At 59.4% G+C, this 14,377-nt stretch carries 16 protein-coding genes; 12 read left to right on the forward strand and 4 right to left on the reverse strand.

Annotation, left to right across the window (positions count from 1 at the left end; genetic code table 11):
* Positions 1-382: 382 nt before the first annotated feature.
* On the reverse strand, positions 383-586 hold the full coding sequence (locus CK219_RS28565) for a hypothetical protein (protein WP_095769900.1): 204 nt from the start codon (positions 584-586) through the stop codon (positions 383-385).
* A gap of 85 nt (positions 587-671) precedes the next feature.
* Between CK219_RS28565 and CK219_RS28570 the strand changes: the two genes are divergently transcribed.
* A complete protein-coding gene (locus CK219_RS28570) occupies positions 672-857 on the forward strand; it encodes a DUF3606 domain-containing protein (RefSeq protein WP_095769901.1) in 186 nt (61 codons plus the stop codon).
* A gap of 1,050 nt (positions 858-1,907) precedes the next feature.
* Here the strand turns inward: CK219_RS28570 and CK219_RS31875 are convergent.
* Positions 1,908-2,054, reverse strand: coding sequence for a hypothetical protein (locus CK219_RS31875; RefSeq protein WP_176477181.1), 147 nt, complete (start codon positions 2,052-2,054; stop codon positions 1,908-1,910).
* Between the two features lie 143 nt (positions 2,055-2,197).
* Between CK219_RS31875 and CK219_RS28585 the strand changes: the two genes are divergently transcribed.
* From CK219_RS28585 to CK219_RS32670, 3 genes are read left to right on the forward strand one after another with little or no spacing between them, the layout of a single operon-like run.
* Positions 2,198-2,386: a DUF3606 domain-containing protein gene (locus CK219_RS28585; protein WP_095769903.1), complete on the forward strand. Its 189-nt coding sequence runs from the start codon at positions 2,198-2,200 to the stop codon at positions 2,384-2,386.
* A 5-nt stretch (positions 2,387-2,391) separates the two neighbouring features.
* Positions 2,392-2,718, forward strand: a complete 327-nt coding sequence (locus CK219_RS32435; protein ID WP_245340644.1) for a hypothetical protein — start codon at positions 2,392-2,394, stop codon at positions 2,716-2,718.
* The gene (locus tag CK219_RS32670) at positions 2,715-2,843 is read left to right on the forward strand and encodes a hypothetical protein (RefSeq protein WP_280950929.1); all 129 of its coding nucleotides are present in this window, start codon (positions 2,715-2,717) and stop codon (positions 2,841-2,843) included. The genes CK219_RS32435 and CK219_RS32670 overlap by 4 nt, the downstream gene beginning before the upstream one ends.
* A gap of 234 nt (positions 2,844-3,077) precedes the next feature.
* On the opposite strand, the gene CK219_RS28595 is transcribed toward CK219_RS32670, so the two are convergent.
* On the reverse strand, positions 3,078-3,545 hold the full coding sequence (locus tag CK219_RS28595; protein WP_095769936.1) for a hypothetical protein: 468 nt from the start codon (positions 3,543-3,545) through the stop codon (positions 3,078-3,080).
* A 175-nt stretch (positions 3,546-3,720) separates the two neighbouring features.
* Here CK219_RS28595 and CK219_RS28600 point away from each other — a divergent pair, with 175 nt between their 5' ends.
* The 8 genes from CK219_RS28600 to CK219_RS28640 all read left to right on the forward strand — a co-directional run bounded on the left by CK219_RS28600 (position 3,721) and on the right by CK219_RS28640 (position 12,946).
* The gene (locus CK219_RS28600; RefSeq protein ID WP_095769904.1) at positions 3,721-4,023 is read left to right on the forward strand and encodes a hypothetical protein; all 303 of its coding nucleotides are present in this window, start codon (positions 3,721-3,723) and stop codon (positions 4,021-4,023) included.
* A 540-nt stretch (positions 4,024-4,563) separates the two neighbouring features.
* Positions 4,564-6,201 (forward strand): methyl-accepting chemotaxis protein, encoded by a 1,638-nt coding sequence (locus tag CK219_RS28610; protein WP_095769905.1) that lies wholly within the window; start codon positions 4,564-4,566, stop codon positions 6,199-6,201.
* Positions 6,202-6,224: 23 nt separating this feature from the next.
* Entirely contained in the window at positions 6,225-6,689 is a 465-nt protein-coding gene (locus CK219_RS28615) for a chemotaxis protein CheW (protein WP_095769906.1), read from the forward strand.
* Entirely contained in the window at positions 6,689-7,924 is a 1,236-nt protein-coding gene (locus CK219_RS28620) for a protein-glutamate O-methyltransferase CheR (protein ID WP_095769907.1), read from the forward strand. Before CK219_RS28615 ends, CK219_RS28620 begins: the two co-directional genes overlap by 1 nt.
* On the forward strand, positions 7,924-8,628 hold the full coding sequence (locus CK219_RS28625) for a chemotaxis protein CheW (RefSeq protein WP_095769908.1): 705 nt from the start codon (positions 7,924-7,926) through the stop codon (positions 8,626-8,628). Before CK219_RS28620 ends, CK219_RS28625 begins: the two co-directional genes overlap by 1 nt.
* The gene (locus CK219_RS28630) at positions 8,625-10,886 is read left to right on the forward strand and encodes a hybrid sensor histidine kinase/response regulator (protein ID WP_095769909.1); all 2,262 of its coding nucleotides are present in this window, start codon (positions 8,625-8,627) and stop codon (positions 10,884-10,886) included. Before CK219_RS28625 ends, CK219_RS28630 begins: the two co-directional genes overlap by 4 nt.
* 22 nt (positions 10,887-10,908) lie before the next feature.
* A complete protein-coding gene (locus tag CK219_RS28635) occupies positions 10,909-11,928 on the forward strand; it encodes a chemotaxis response regulator protein-glutamate methylesterase (protein WP_095769910.1) in 1,020 nt (339 codons plus the stop codon).
* 13 nt (positions 11,929-11,941) lie between these two features.
* Positions 11,942-12,946: a PleD family two-component system response regulator gene (locus CK219_RS28640; RefSeq protein WP_095769911.1), complete on the forward strand. Its 1,005-nt coding sequence runs from the start codon at positions 11,942-11,944 to the stop codon at positions 12,944-12,946.
* Between the two features lie 513 nt (positions 12,947-13,459).
* On the opposite strand, the gene CK219_RS28645 is transcribed toward CK219_RS28640, so the two are convergent.
* On the reverse strand, positions 13,460-14,311 hold the full coding sequence (locus CK219_RS28645) for a YihY/virulence factor BrkB family protein (RefSeq protein WP_095769912.1): 852 nt from the start codon (positions 14,309-14,311) through the stop codon (positions 13,460-13,462).
* Between the last annotated feature and the right edge of the window lie 66 nt (positions 14,312-14,377).

Raw genomic sequence — 14,377 nt, forward strand, 5'->3', positions numbered from 1 at the left:
CGTTGGCTTCGCAGATGCGCACAAAGAAAGCGAGCTTGAGCCACGGTGCCTTTCGGTGCGCTGCCGGATATCACGGTTGACGTCGCAGATGCGCATCAAAGATAGCGAGCTTGAGCCTGTATGTAAGACGCGTTTGCGCACTGCAGGCCTCGCAGATGAAGACCTTGGAACTCTTAATCCAAGATCCTTTTCGGACCACTGCGTTCTCACACGCAGGGCAATGGAAGGAGAGATCGGCATCGAACAGTTCACGTGCAAGCGTCATCATTTCGTCTCCGCCTTGACCGGCGAAGCAAAATTGATGCCTGGAATGCGTCCCAGTCTGATACGGGCCGCCTTTGCTAGTGATAAGTCGCCCGACTAACGTGGGACGCTTCGGCCTTTAGATCCGGCGGGCATTCTCCCTCGCACTTCGAATGATCTGATTAATCTGTTTGCGAAGGGCCAGGCCATCCATCTGGTGAATGTCGTAGCCCTCCTTTTTGATCTTTGTGCGAACCTCGCCGAAGCTGGCGTATGCGCCAGACTTGGCGAGTTCGAATGCGCGCTCAAGGGCTCGTTTATGTTGATCCATCGGTCGCTGCATATAGGAGTTCCTGGCCCGATGGGAGCTCCAGCGCCGGAAACATTCATTGCCCGCTGCTGTTCTCTGACCATCAGAAGGAACAGCTATGGCAGACGACAAGAGCAAGCGCGGTGCGCGTGACCGTGACCGGGTATCAGCGGATGAGGACTATGAGGTTCGGCACTTCGCCAACAAGGTGGGCCTGACGGTCCAACAGGTTCGAGATCTGATCAAGCAGCATGGCAACGATCGGAGCACGCTGGAACGCGATGCGGAGAAGCTTCGAGGATGAAGATTTCAGAGCTCGGAGCCCGATTGTCGGACAGCGGCACGACGGCGAGCCGGCCGGGGAGTTGGATCACTTCCTGTTATGCCCCACCTGTGGCCAAGCCGTGGACTTGCGTGATTTGCGCCAGGCGATTTGGCATCAGCGGCCGGTACACGAGCCACTCGAACTGACAGCTAATCAGGTTGGAACAGTGCTGGGGGCTATGTCAGCGATCGAGCGTTACAGGCAGCCGAGCCAACGCCTCGTTTCACCTTTGGCTCAGCAGGGCGGGCGGGAACAACCAATCTCTGCCGTTCGCGTTTATGGATGTCCGGCCCGCAGAACAGATACCTCAGAATAGTTGCTCGCAGCTGGCGAACCGCCTTATGATTGGCACGGGTGGGGTATGAGATGGCGCCAAGGTTCATAGCAAAACAGCTTTCGTGGCCAGCTGGAATTGGCGGCTGGCTGGTCCCCGTTGGTATGAACCGGGGCAACGCCCGGCTGAACAGCTTCGCTCTCGATCAATTGCAGTTGGTGCCTCAGGACCGAGTGCTGGAAGTCGGGTTCGGCGGCGGCGCTGCACTGCCGCGACTTGTCCGTGGCGCGTCATTCGTTTGCGGTGTTGACCGCTCCCGGGATGGGGTCAGCGCCGCCTCTCGCCGGTTCGCCGATGCGGTGCACGCCAAACGAGCCGAGTTTCACGCCGGGACAGTTGAAAAACTGCCCTTGCCGAACGCTACGTTCGACAAAGCCCTCAGCGTCCACACAGTGTACTTCTGGCAAAGCCTCGAAGTCGGAACTGCGGAGTTGGCTCGAGTTCTCATACCTGCGGGCGGATCGTGTTAGGCTTCCTTCCCAAGGCGCAGATGGACGGATGAACATGCCATCAGATATCTTCACCCCACGCGAGCCGGCCGAGATTATCGATGCTTTGCAAGGGGTGGGGTTCGGCGAAACTGAGGTTCGAAAACCGAACTCTGATACGGGGTGGCTGGTTGTGACCGGTTTGCGACGATGACCGTCTACGCTAGTCCACTAGGCTGCCGTCTCGGTGCACCATCGCTTCGAATATCACTTTATAGACGCTGTCGACTTCTCGTTGATCTCGGCGGCCGGGATACCTTCCTGCTCGGCCGATTCCATTAATTCCGTCAGCGGGTCGGTTACTGCGACGGGGCCATCAGTCATCGCGTTCGGCAGGTGCTCTTTGCCATCCATCGGTCGACGAAGGTGATACCAAGAGTCCTAATTGAGCATGAATCCCACAGGCTCCACCATGTTTCCGGCGCAGCGACACGCACCGGCTAAAGAGCGGGAACAAGGCGGCAACGGCGGTGTTTCTCCGCTCAGGTGGAACCGACATGGCAGACGACAAGAGCAAGCGCGACTTCCGCGATCGCGTTAGGGTTTCGGCTGATGCGGACTACGAGGTGGAGTATTGCGCCCAGAAGATCCGGCTGACGCCGCAACAGGTGCGCGAGCTGATCAACAAACACGGCAACGACCGCGCAACGCTTGATTTCGAGGCGAAAGCCATCCGTCGGGGGTGACAAGAATGCCTCGTTACCAGGTCAAAGAGCTTTACGGCGAAAAGGTCATCGCAGGGCAAACGGTGGACGTCGACGGGCCTCGAAAGGCGGCCGAGCGCGTGGCCGGCGGGCCAATCTCATCGAGAGCGTTGCAGGAGCATTGGTTCCGAGTGATCGACGAGGAGGAGAGCGTCGTCTTTGAATTCAGTCTGGCCGAGCCCCACGGCGCGAGACTTCTCGAAATTAGCGACAGTCCAATAGACGATCCCAACTGTCGCGCCGCGCTGCGCCTGAGCCGGGCGACGCTCGAGGAACATTGCCCGCCCCGCGTGCTGATGCGCGAGGAGCAGTGAACGGCCACTATGGCCCGACGCTGCTCGAAGAAGCCGAGGCCCTCTCGGTCGCCAGCGTTGCCACGGTTGAGGGCCTGTCTTTCGACGGCGCGACGAAGGCGCCGGAGCCAAGCATCAAGGCTTGAAGCCGACAGGCAGAGTTTCAGCCCTTTTTGGGCATGCTCCCGACCCCGACGAATAGCTTCGGATATGCAGAGCGAATAGCGCTGCTCGACCAGTTCGCGTTGCTCGGCAGTCAAATCGCCCCGCTGCAAGAGTCCTACAAAATAGGCGATCAGGCGGCGAAGCTCGCTATCGCTCAAACTTTTCGGCATAGATCCGGGTCAACACAGCGCTTGAATGCTTCGCTGCGGCTTGCGCTAGCACCCTTCCGCCCTTAACGAGCGCACCATGCCAACTACAATCGGATCGTAGGGCACCTTTTCATCACGGCTGTAGTTGATCGTAAACAGCGCGGCACGGTCGGCGCATACTTTGATGGCCCGGACATACCTGATCTGGCCCTCTTTAATACCCGAATAGCTGGCCCACTTCGGCGTAAGGCGCCTATACGTCAATCTCCAACCGTCTTTTTCGTCCTGCATCATGCGATGCTCGATCTCGGCTTCAAAACTGGCCTTGCCCAGCCGAGCGCCCCATACGGCTAAGAACGCCCGTCTTTCGCCTTCGAAAGCCGCGCCCTGATCGGAACGCTGCGACAGTGCAAACCCGGGTGGAACATCGAATATGAAGCCGAATTCCTTGACCCCGAAATGCTGCCACGGCTTCGGCTGAACCAACGCGGTGGAGCACAGAATGCAAGCGAAAGCCAAAACTATACGGCGCATAGCGTTGCTTCTCCAAGCCCTCTCTCGGCAGGCGAGGCCCTGGCCGGAGATGGCGAGAACCCCTCCGAAGCGCAGGCGAATCCACGCCAGCCTCGCATTCACCCAACTTGGTGGCAGACCGAACGTTCCATTAGCGGTTGCTTGACGAAGCCACTTGCCGCGCCAGACTCCTCCTATGGCGAGGGTCTCTTTCAACATTGGCGATGAGGTCGCCATCACAGCAACCGTGCGCAGGCGGGTCACTGAAGATCGGGTGAGCGTGTCGATTCCCCTCCTAAGTCAACCGCATTCCATCGTTGACCGTGCATCGAAGGGCACGGGCAGCCGATCGGGCTATTGGCGACGTGACCCGAGCGCTGATGGCAAAGTGACGGTCAACCTTGGCGTGCCCGTCACCGTCGACATCGGAACGGTCACACTCGTGACAGCTTATGTGTCGCCGAAGCGCAAGACGCCGCTGGTCGACAAAGCTACCTAGTGCGGGTGTCTTCTCTGGCGGTCCATGTCATTCAAGAACAATGTCAGTTCGTCCGCCATCTCGAAGTCCAGGCCCTCAAGCACCATGCCGCCCGCTTGATAAGGCTGGAGTCATCGACGAGGCGGAACTGGGTGAGCTTTCGCGGAGGCCTCTCCGTCGCTGATCGTCAATTCCGCGATCGAGCGACAACTCGCGCATAAGGACGCCGACGCGGTTCGCAGAGCATATCACCGAGGGGACCACTGGGAAGAAAGTGTGCAAATGATGCAGTGGTGGGCCGATCAACTGGACGCTATGCGAGCGGCTTAGAAGTGGTTGCCATCCGACCCCCTTAGATGGCGTTGGAGCCGGCCGGGCGAACCAACCTGTTCAGTTGAACTCTACACGAGGGGCCTGCCGCACCTCGATTAGCCGTCATCAGCGATTGAACGGAAAAGAAACCTTTCAGCATCAAACTACTGCTTTTCGACGCACTTTTTCGGGACGTCGGAAAGAGCGTTTGTCGCGCCGACAACGATGTCCCACTGGTGAACCGGTTCCATGAAGAGTCTGACAATACGCCACCGCATCCTGGTCAGTTTCGCTGTCGTTCTTGTGGTCATGTCGGTGATAGCCGTCATCGCGTACGCCTGGTTTCTTCAGACGCAGCAGGAGGCGACTGAGGTCGAGAAGGGCATCCTCCCAGATGTCTATCACAGCACCGAAATCATGATGGGCCAAATGACCGCCCATAGCCTGCTTCAGGAATATGCGCTTCAGGACAGCCCGTCGGATAGACGCGCGCTTGAAAGCATGATCGCGACCAATCGCGACCGAGTGCAGCGGCAGATGGACGACTATGAAGCAACAATCTTCTCCGATATCGACAAGCAGAATTATGCGGTCGTCAAGGAACTCGCCAACCAATTTCGTCTGGCTGAAACGGCTGTGCTGGACACAAGCCGGACTGCCTTGTCGAAAGGCGAAACTCCCAATGAAGGCCCGGCCATCAAGAACACCGTAGAGCCCATCTTTCTGAAATTGCAGTCTGCTCTGCAGGCCATGGTCGAGGATCACAGAGGCGAGGCAACCAGCGCGACGCAACGGATCAGCTCGATCGTTAAAACGGCGGAAGTCGGTTTGAGCGTTGGCCTGTTGATTGCCCTCGGGCTAGCACTTCTTTTGGGTTACCAGCTGTTTCGCGCCATCACAGGTCCGCTCACCCGGCTGGTCGACGCGGTTCAGTTGATGCGGCAAGGCGACTTCAGCGAACGCCTCGAACTGAGGCGCCGTGACGAATTCAGCGTGCTGGCCGACGGCTTCAACGCAATGGCGGACGATCTCACCACCCTCATTGGTCAGGTCCAAAGGTCCAGCATACAAGTCGGCACGTCGATCACGGAGATCGCCGCCACCTCCAAGCAACAGCAGGCAACCGCGACTGAAATCGCAGCGACCACCACAGAAATCCGCGCGACTGCCAAGGAAATCTCCGCTACGTCGAACGAGCTGGCGCGCACAATGAACGATGTCTCGACAGTTGCCGATCAGACGGCCGCCGTCGCGGGCGGAGGGCAAGCTGGGTTGACGCGCATGGAAGAAACCATGCACCAGGTCATGGAAGCGGCCGGCGCAATCAATTCCAAACTCGCAATTCTGAGCGAGAAGGCCGGCAGTATCAACCAGGTGGTGACGACCATCACCAAAGTCGCCGATCAGACGAACCTATTGTCGCTCAATGCTTCTATCGAGGCGGAGAAGGCAGGTCAGTATGGCCGGGGCTTTGCTGTGGTGGCAACCGAAATCCGAAGGCTCGCCGACCAGACGGCCGTCTCCACCTACGATATTGAGCAAATGGTCAAGGACATCCAGTCGGCTGTGGCGGCTGGGGTGATGGGCATGGACAAGTTCTCCGAGCAGGTCCGCCGGGGCATGCAGGAAATTCAGCAGGTCGGCGGGCAGCTCTTCGAAATCATCCAGCAGGTTCAAGGCCTGGTGCCCCGATTCGAAGTCGCCAACGAAGGCATGCAGGCTCAGGCGACCGGCGCGGGGCAAATCAGCGACACGCTGACCCAGCTCAGCGAGGCAGCTCAGCAAACTGTCGAATCTCTCCAGCAGTCAACGCTCGCGATCGACGAGCTCAATCAAGTGTCGAGCGGGCTGCGGAGCAGCATTGCAAGGTTCAAGCTGCGGGCATAGCGACCTGGCGGCCGGAGGTGACAATGCTATTCCTCTCCTTCAGCATGGGTACGGATCGCTACTTGATCGATGTCCATCAGATTGAGGAGGTGTTGCCCCGTATCGGGGTCAAGGTGCTGCCGGGTGCGCCAGCCGGTGTGGTCGGACTGGTCAGCTATGACGGAATACCCGTCCCGTTGATCGATGTTACTCTTCTAGCACTTGGCCGCCCCTCGGAGGCGCGGTTGAGTACCCGCATCATGATAACGCGCTATCCGTCAGAAAATGGTGAGCAACGCTTGCTTGGGCTGATAGCGGAGCGGGTGACGGATACGCTTGAGCGCGACCCAGCCGATTTCACGCCGTTCGGACTGGAGCCGGGATCGCCGCCCTATCTTGGTCCGGTGGCTTCGGATGGCCCGGAGATCATCCAGTGGGTCAAAGTGGAAACACTGCTTTCAGAAGAGATTCGTAGCGCTTTGCTCCGCCAGGCCCATATGGGTGGTTGATGATCGGCGCAGTCGAAAAGCTCCTGACCGAAACCATCGGACTAGACGCTGCCAGCGTTGGCCAGACAGTGATCCGCCAAGCGGTCAAGGACCGGATGGCAGCATGTAGGATAATCGACGCACAGGCTTATTGGGAACATCTGACCGGTTCCGCGCAGGAACTGCAGGAGCTGGTCAATGCGGTGGTGATCCCTGAGACGTGGTTCTTCCGCGACCGGGAAGCGTTCACGATGCTGGCGCGGCATGCGCGCGAGAACAAGCGTACGCTGCCGATAAAGGTCCTGAGCCTGCCATGTTCAACCGGCGAAGAGGCGTATTCGGTAGCCATGGCCATGTTCGATGGCGGCTTTGCGGCGCACGAGTTCAAGATCGATGCTGTGGACGTCAGCACCCGCAATGTCGCGATCGCTGAACGTGCCGTCTATGGGCGCAATTCGTTTCGCGGCAGCAATCTCGAATTCAAGGATCGCTATTTTGAAACGACCGAGGGCGGGTTGCGGCCTAATGCTGCGGTGCTGAAACAGGTTCGGTTCAGGGTCGGAAACCTGTTCGATTCTCGCGCGTCTTTCGGGCAAGAGGCCTATGACATCCTGCTTTGCCGCAATTTGCTGATCTATTTCAATCGCGCGCTGCAGGATCGCGCATTGACCTGCCTGAAGGACCTGTTGGCCAAGGACGGACTTCTTCTGGTCGGCCCGGCGGAGGGCGCTCTACCGAGGCTGCATGGCTTCATTTCCGCTGAATGGCCATTGGCCTTCGCCTTCCTAAGGTCGGAGCACGTGAACACCATGGCGCCGAAACCGGCCGCCATTCCGCTGCGGACACCGGTCCCGAAGGTCAACAGGAGCAGCTCAGCCCTGACCCGACCGAAGATCGGCAAGGAAGGCCGCCCGCAGCCTCCGGCCAAGCCGGTGGATCGGATCTCGGAAAGCCTCATCGAGGTCGAACGGATCGCCAATGCAGGACGGGTAAAGGAGGCGCAGGAAGTTGCCCTGGCACATCTCAAGGCGTTCGGTCCTTCGGCGGATATTTTCTACTTGCTGGGCCTGGTTCAGGATGCCGACGGTGCTGCATCAGAAGCAGCGCGAAGCTATCGCAGAGCGCTCTATCTCGCGCCAAATCATAGGGAAGCTCTCGTTCATCTGGCTTTGCTGCTTCGCAAACAAGGCGACCGTAGCGGCGCCGAGGCATTGGTCGGCCGACTGGATCGGGCTCAGAAAAGGAGCGGCACCTGATGTCGACTTCGACGGGGATCGCCCAGCCCGTGGCGGAAATCGAAATCGACGACTGCTGGCGGCAGATCGGGGTGCGGGGTGACCGGTCATGCGCGCTACTGGATCAGCATCTCCACTGCCGCAATTGCCCGGCCTATAAGAAGATCGCACGGAGCCTCCTCGACCGTGCGACGCCCTCAGCCTATCCTACCGGATGGCCTGACAAACCTAGTCGCGCCGAGCTCGATTCCGCTGACGAGGAGGCGCTTCAGACGGCCGTCCTTTTCCGCCTTGGGGAGGAATGGCTGGCGCTGCCGGTTGCCATTTTTCATGAGGTGGCTGAATCACGCCGCGTTCATTCGCTTCCACACCGCAGGAACGGCGCGGTGCTCGGCATTGCCAATGTACGCGGTGAATTGCTGATCTGCGTGTCGCTCTCTGAATTGCTCGGCATTGACGAGCGCAAGGAGGCAGAACAAGGCAAACGAGCCAAGGCTTTTCGCCGCCTGGTCGTGGTAGGTGAGTTAGACAAGCGGGTTGCTTTCACGGTAGACGAAATCCACGGCCTGCATCGCTACCGGGAACACGACACGCTGGCGGTGCCGGCCACGATCGGCAAGGCGCTGTCAGCCGCCACGGTCGCCGTGCTGCCTTGGCGGGGACGAGCCGTCGGCTGCCTCGACCCGGGACAATTGCTGACGATGCTGGATCGGAGCATCGCATGACAGACGAGGACTTCAGCCAGGTTTCGATGCTGAGCCTCTTCCAGGCCGAGCTGTCGACGCAGTCGCAGGCTCTGACCTCCGGCCTTCTGGCGTTGGAACGCGATCCTGTCGCCGCCGACGCACTGGAAGCATGCATGCGGGCAGCGCATTCTCTGAAAGGAGCTGCCCGCATCATCGACCTGATGCCCGGCGTCAAAGTTGCAAATGCGATGGAAGATTGCCTGGTCGCCGCGCAACGTGGTCAACTCAGGGTGCGCCGAGAGCATATCGATGCGCTCTTGCAAGGCACCGACCTTCTGAAATTGATCGCATCGGAGCCATCGAGCGAAAGCGCCATCCATCAAGTTGAAGCCTTGCTCGCGACGTTCGAGAAACTATCCGTCCCACTCGCCGCCCACTTGCCCCACGGTTCAGAAGCTGATTTCGAAGATCCCGCCCTAGCGGATCGGGTGACGAGCTCGGCGAACCTGCTTACAGGTGTGGACTCGCAAACCCAAGGAAGCAACGGCTCCGACAGAATGGTTCGGGTGACGGCAACCAGTCTGAACCGATTGCTCGGACTGGCCGGCGAGTCGTTGATGGAAGCGCGACGGCTTAGGCCATTCGCCGATGGGCTGCTGCGGCTGAAGCGGCTTCAATCGGACCTCGCAGGTTCGTTCGACGACCTTCGTGCCGTGCTGCCGCCCGGCTCGAAGGACGACGTAGTAGTGGAGGCGCTGGCTGAAGCGCAGCGAAAACTTCGGCTGAGCCAGGCGTTCCTGACGGAACGTCTCGATGAGCTGGATTCAGTCGACCGAAAAGCCACCGATCTTGCCAACAGATTGTACGACGAGACGTTGGCGAGTCGAATGCGGCCGTTCGAGGATGGCGTGCGGCACTATGCGAGAATGGTCCGGGACCTCGGTCGCACCCTCGGCAAGCGGGTGCGGCTGGAGATCGTAGGCGGTTCAACCGGCATAGACCGCGACATCCTGGAGCAACTCGATGCGCCTTTGGGGCACCTCCTGCGCAACGCCGTCGACCATGGGCTTGAACCGCCCGAGGACCGCCTCGCGGCAGGGAAATCGGAAGAGGGTCTCATCAGGCTCGAAGCGAGGCACAATGCCGGCCTGCTGCAGATAGCCGTGGTGGACGATGGCAAGGGGATCGACTTGGCAGAGCTGCGCAACACGATCGTCGCACGGCAGCTTGCAACCAAGGAAAGCGCAGAAACACTCAGCGAAGCGGAATTGCTCGCCTTCTTGTTTCTGCCAGGTTTTTCAATGAAAGCGAACCTTACCGACGTCTCCGGCCGGGGTGTGGGGCTCGACGCAGTGCAGGCAATGACCAAGGAGGTTCGCGGTATCATCAGCGTCTCCTCCGAATTTGGGCACGGAACCCGATTTCAACTGCAATTGCCCCTGACGTTGTCGGTCCTGCGCACGCTACTCGTCGACGTCGATGGAGAGCCGTATGCGTTTCCGCTGGCTGGCATTTCCAAAACGCTGAAATTGCAGCGAACGCAGATAAACCTTCTGCAGGGTCGACCCCATTTTAATTTGAACAACCGACAGATCGGGTTAGTCACGGCTCGCGAGGTGCTGAACCGTGACGAGCCCGCATCGGAGCCGGACGATCTGTCGGTCGTCGTCATTGATGCCGGTCAGGGCGAAGCATATGGACTGATTGTCGATCGTTTCCTAGGTGAACGCGAGTTGGTGATCCGGCCTCTCGACCCACGTTTTGCCAAGATCAAGGACATCAGCGCGGCGGCCCTCATGGAGGACGGATCGCCTGTCCTGATCTTCGACGTCGACGATCTGATCCGTTCGGTCGTGAAGCTGGCCTCATCCGGGTTGCGAACCATTTACCGCGCCGCAGGCGGTCCCGAAACCGGCAGGCGCAAGCGCGTGCTGGTGATTGACGATTCACTTACCGTGCGCGAGCTCCAGCGCAAGATGTTAGGCAATCACGGCTATGAGGTCGAAGTGGCGGTCGACGGCATGGACGGGTGGAATGCGGTTCGCTCCGGCCCTTTCGATCTTGTCGTCACCGACATCGACATGCCTCGCATGGACGGCATCGAGCTGGTGAGGTTGATCCGAAAGGATGCTCATCTCCAGAACACGCCGATCATGATCGTTTCGTACAAGGATCGGGAGGAAGATCGGTCCCGCGGCCTTGACGCCGGTGCGGACTATTATCTGACCAAGGGCAGCTTTCAGGACGAGGCGCTGATCCATGCCGTCGTCGATATGATTGGCGAAGCGACGCGATGAGATCGAAACCGGAAACCAACCGATGAGAATCGGCATCGTCAACGATATGCCGATGGCGATCGAGCTGCTGCGTCGGCTGGTTGGGTCTTCCCGCGAACATCAGGTCGCGTGGACGGCGACCAATGGGCGTGAGGCCGTCGAGGCTTGCAGACGTGACCTGCCGGATCTGATACTCATGGACTTAGCAATGCCAGAGATGGATGGCGTCGAAGCGACCCGCAGAATCATGGCAGAAACCCCGTGCTCGATCCTGCTGGTGACCGCCAGTATCGAAGCCAACGTCGCCGGGGTCTACGAAGCAATGGGTCATGGCGCGCTCGACGCAGTCGATATTCCGTCAGTGGGCATCGAAGGTAACGCGTCGTCGCAATCGGCGCGGCTTCTGACCAACAAGATAGCAACGATCGGCAGGCTGGTCCGTGACGCGCCGTCCAAAGCAAACGGGCGGATGTCGGTTGCGGGCGACCCTTCTCCCAGACGCTTGGTTGCGATCGGTGCCTCCGCGGGCGGGCCGGCTGCCGTTGCCGCGGTGCTCAGCTCATTTCCCGTTGATTTCGGCGGCGCAATCGTACTGGTCCAGCATCTGGATGCTCAGTTCATTCCAGGCCTTGCGGATTGGCTGGGGCAACATACCCCGCTTCCGATCCGTGCAGCGCAGGAAAAGGACAGGCCTCAGGCGGGAACCGTTCTCGTCGCCAGTTCGGAGGATCATCTGGTGTTCAAGTCAGCGAAGCAACTTGGCTACACGACCAGCCCCAAGGACAACGTCTATCGGCCGTCTGTGGATGTATTTTTCGAAAGCGCGGCGCAATGGTGGCCGGGCTCGGCGATTGGCGTCCTGCTTACCGGCATGGGTCGAGATGGTGCGCGCGGGCTGAGACAGCTCCGCCTCAAGGGGCATCTGACAATCGCGCAGGATGAAGCGACGAGTGCCGTCTATGGCATGCCGAAGGCTGCCGCTGCGATCGGTGCGGCCGTCGATATTCTTCCCTTGAGTGCGATCGGCCCACGCATAGTCAAAGCGTGCGAGCGCTCAACGTGAAAGGGCTCGTCTTATGACGCAAGAACCAGAGCTGGTGGCGCCGCTGGCAGATAATTATTCATCGATGGTTCTGCTTATCGATGATCAGGTCATGGTTTGCGAGGCGGTCAGGCGCGCCTTGGCCAACGAGCCCGATATCGCCCTGCACTTCTGCACCGACCCGCTGAAAGCGATGGCCGTCGCAGATGAGGTTAAGCCAACCGTCATCTTGCAGGACCTGGTCATGCCCGGCGTCGATGGGCTGCATCTGGTGAAAGAATATAGAAAGCATTCCTCGACACACGCGGTTCCAGTCATTGTGTTGTCGAGCAAGGAAGATCCCGCCACCAAGGGCGAAGCCTTCGCTGCTGGAGCCAACGACTATCTCGTCAAGCTGCCGGATCGCATTGAGCTGATTGCGCGAATTCGGTATCACACGCGCGCCTATCTGGATCACGTGCAGAGAGACGCAGCCTACCGCGCACTGAGAGAAAGCCAGCGACAACTGATCAGCGCAAACCTCGAGCTTGAGCGCCTGACACGGATCGATGGCCTGACTGGTCTCGGCAACAGGCGTTATTTCGATGAATATCTGGCGGCTGAGTGGAAACGCGCTTTTCGCGTGCAGTCCCCATTGTCGCTATTGATGATCGATGCCGACAACTTCAAGCGATATAACGATTCCTACGGCCATATGGCCGGCGATGAAGTGCTCAAGAAAATCGCCAGGGTGATCGAGAGCAGTTCCGGCCGCTCCACCGATCTCGCTGCACGCTACGGAGGCGAAGAGTTCGTCATCGTACTCGTCGACACTCCGCTGGAGCAATCGAGCAGCATCGCCGAGCGGCTCGTCCAGAGCGTGCGGGACTTGAACATACCGCACGGCGCGGGTCGCGTGACCATCAGCGTTGGCGTAGCGTCAACAGTGCCCAACGAGAACGAGACGCCAAGCGATTTCGTCAATGCCGCCGATTTGGCCCTCTTCCGCTCTAAGTCGGAAGGACGAGATCGTGTGGCGCTTCACGTGCCCCGCAACTAGGCGTTTTGCGCCGTCGGTAGCAAGAGCCGGATAGGCGGTTCAACCCAACGCAACCCCCGCTATACGGGGAAGGCGTCCCACCCTTTCGCTGCCCCGGCGTTAGAGCGTGATTGGTGCACTGGAGGTTCTCATCATCGCGGCCGGCGGTTCGGCATTCGGGCAGTAGATCACCTTGATGAAGCCGCAGTGCATGCAGGAGCGATCCGGGCCGAGCCGCTCCACCAACTCGGCAATGTTCAGGACCGCGGTTCGCTTGCAGGTGAGGCAGTAGACTGACAGGCCGGTGCCGGATACCAGCTCCTTGCCGAGAGTGTCTTCAAAAGCAGGTTGTGCGGCGTCGCCTCGCCGAGAGTGTCGATCTTCTCATGCGCGCACCAACCAATCGTGTAGGTAGTTAGTCCACGAACGGCGCAAGCAGAAGCTGCGCGAACTTACAAAAAGCGGAAGCGCGCGGCTCTTGTCGGTCGTTCCCTTAGGTAACCTGATTGGACAACAACGCTCGCGCCTCTACCCCTAAGACAGGTCGCCTCGCCGCTGGCTGCCCCGTTCCAGGGAATATGCGCGAGTGAACTCGGCCCCGAGAAGAAATATCAATGACGAGTAGTAGATCCAAAGCAGCACAACGATCACGGCACTCGCCGCACCGAAGGAAGACGCCACGGCGCTGCTGCCGATGTAAAGGCCGATCAGGCTCTTGCCGATCGTGAACAGGGCAGAGGTAACAAATGCCCCAAACCAGACGTCGCGCCATTGCAAATCTCTGTCTGGCAGTACCTTGTAAATCGCCGCGAATAGCAGCGCGATCAGGAGGAAGGATATCAGAATATTCAACCCTTCAACGATCGCTGATCCGAACGGGAGCACTTGGTTGATTGTGGCACTGAGAGCGCTAATAGCCGCGCTCGCGGCGAGCGAGACAACCAGCAAGAAACCGAGTGCCACGACCAGTCCCAAGCTGGCCGTCCTTGCCCGGATCAGGCGGGTGATCGAGCTTCCTTCGGGTTTCGCCTTCCAAATCACATTCAATGCCGATTGCATTTCGCCAAAAACCCCGGACGCCGTAAGAAGCAACGCCAACAGGCCGACCACAGTCGCTATTATTCCCGACTTCTGATTTGAGGCGCTTTTCAGCGCGCTTTGTAACACCTCCGCACTTTGGGAACCCATGAGGCCGGAAAGCTGGCCGGCTATTGCATCGCGTGCCGCATCATGTCCGAACACCAGGCCCGCCACGGCGACAACTAGCAGCAATACGGGTCCAAGCGACGTGACCGCAAAAAAAGCCATGGCCGCGCCGTGACTGAGAGCGCTGTCAGCGATAAACCCTGCCACACTCGCCTTCGCAATCCGCCACAGCTCAGGCACGGGCTTCCTCGCGATCGGCCCCCAGTTCCCGGAGCAAGTCAACCTTCCACAAGACAAAGGTCATGC

Origin of the sequence: Mesorhizobium sp. WSM4313, assembly GCF_002294725.1 — a bacterium.
In the GTDB taxonomy this organism is placed as follows: Bacteria; Pseudomonadota; Alphaproteobacteria; order Rhizobiales; family Rhizobiaceae; genus Mesorhizobium.

Coding starts and splice junctions, on each gene's coding strand:
- CK219_RS28570 (WP_095769901.1), top strand. CDS start 672: ATGGCAGACGACAAGAGCAAGCGCGGTGCGCGTGACCGTGACCGGGTA.
- CK219_RS31875 (WP_176477181.1), bottom strand. CDS start 2,054: ATGGATGGCAAAGAGCACCTGCCGAACGCGATGACTGATGGCCCCGTC.
- CK219_RS28625 (WP_095769908.1), top strand. CDS start 7,924: ATGTCGACTTCGACGGGGATCGCCCAGCCCGTGGCGGAAATCGAAATC.
- CK219_RS28595 (WP_095769936.1), bottom strand. CDS start 3,545: ATGCGCCGTATAGTTTTGGCTTTCGCTTGCATTCTGTGCTCCACCGCG.
- CK219_RS28635 (WP_095769910.1), top strand. CDS start 10,909: ATGAGAATCGGCATCGTCAACGATATGCCGATGGCGATCGAGCTGCTG.
- CK219_RS32435 (WP_245340644.1), top strand. CDS start 2,392: ATGCCTCGTTACCAGGTCAAAGAGCTTTACGGCGAAAAGGTCATCGCA.
- CK219_RS28640 (WP_095769911.1), top strand. CDS start 11,942: ATGACGCAAGAACCAGAGCTGGTGGCGCCGCTGGCAGATAATTATTCA.
- CK219_RS28585 (WP_095769903.1), top strand. CDS start 2,198: ATGGCAGACGACAAGAGCAAGCGCGACTTCCGCGATCGCGTTAGGGTT.
- CK219_RS28630 (WP_095769909.1), top strand. CDS start 8,625: ATGACAGACGAGGACTTCAGCCAGGTTTCGATGCTGAGCCTCTTCCAG.
- CK219_RS28600 (WP_095769904.1), top strand. CDS start 3,721: ATGGCGAGGGTCTCTTTCAACATTGGCGATGAGGTCGCCATCACAGCA.
- CK219_RS28610 (WP_095769905.1), top strand. CDS start 4,564: ATGAAGAGTCTGACAATACGCCACCGCATCCTGGTCAGTTTCGCTGTC.
- CK219_RS28620 (WP_095769907.1), top strand. CDS start 6,689: ATGATCGGCGCAGTCGAAAAGCTCCTGACCGAAACCATCGGACTAGAC.
- CK219_RS28565 (WP_095769900.1), bottom strand. CDS start 586: ATGCAGCGACCGATGGATCAACATAAACGAGCCCTTGAGCGCGCATTC.
- CK219_RS28615 (WP_095769906.1), top strand. CDS start 6,225: ATGCTATTCCTCTCCTTCAGCATGGGTACGGATCGCTACTTGATCGAT.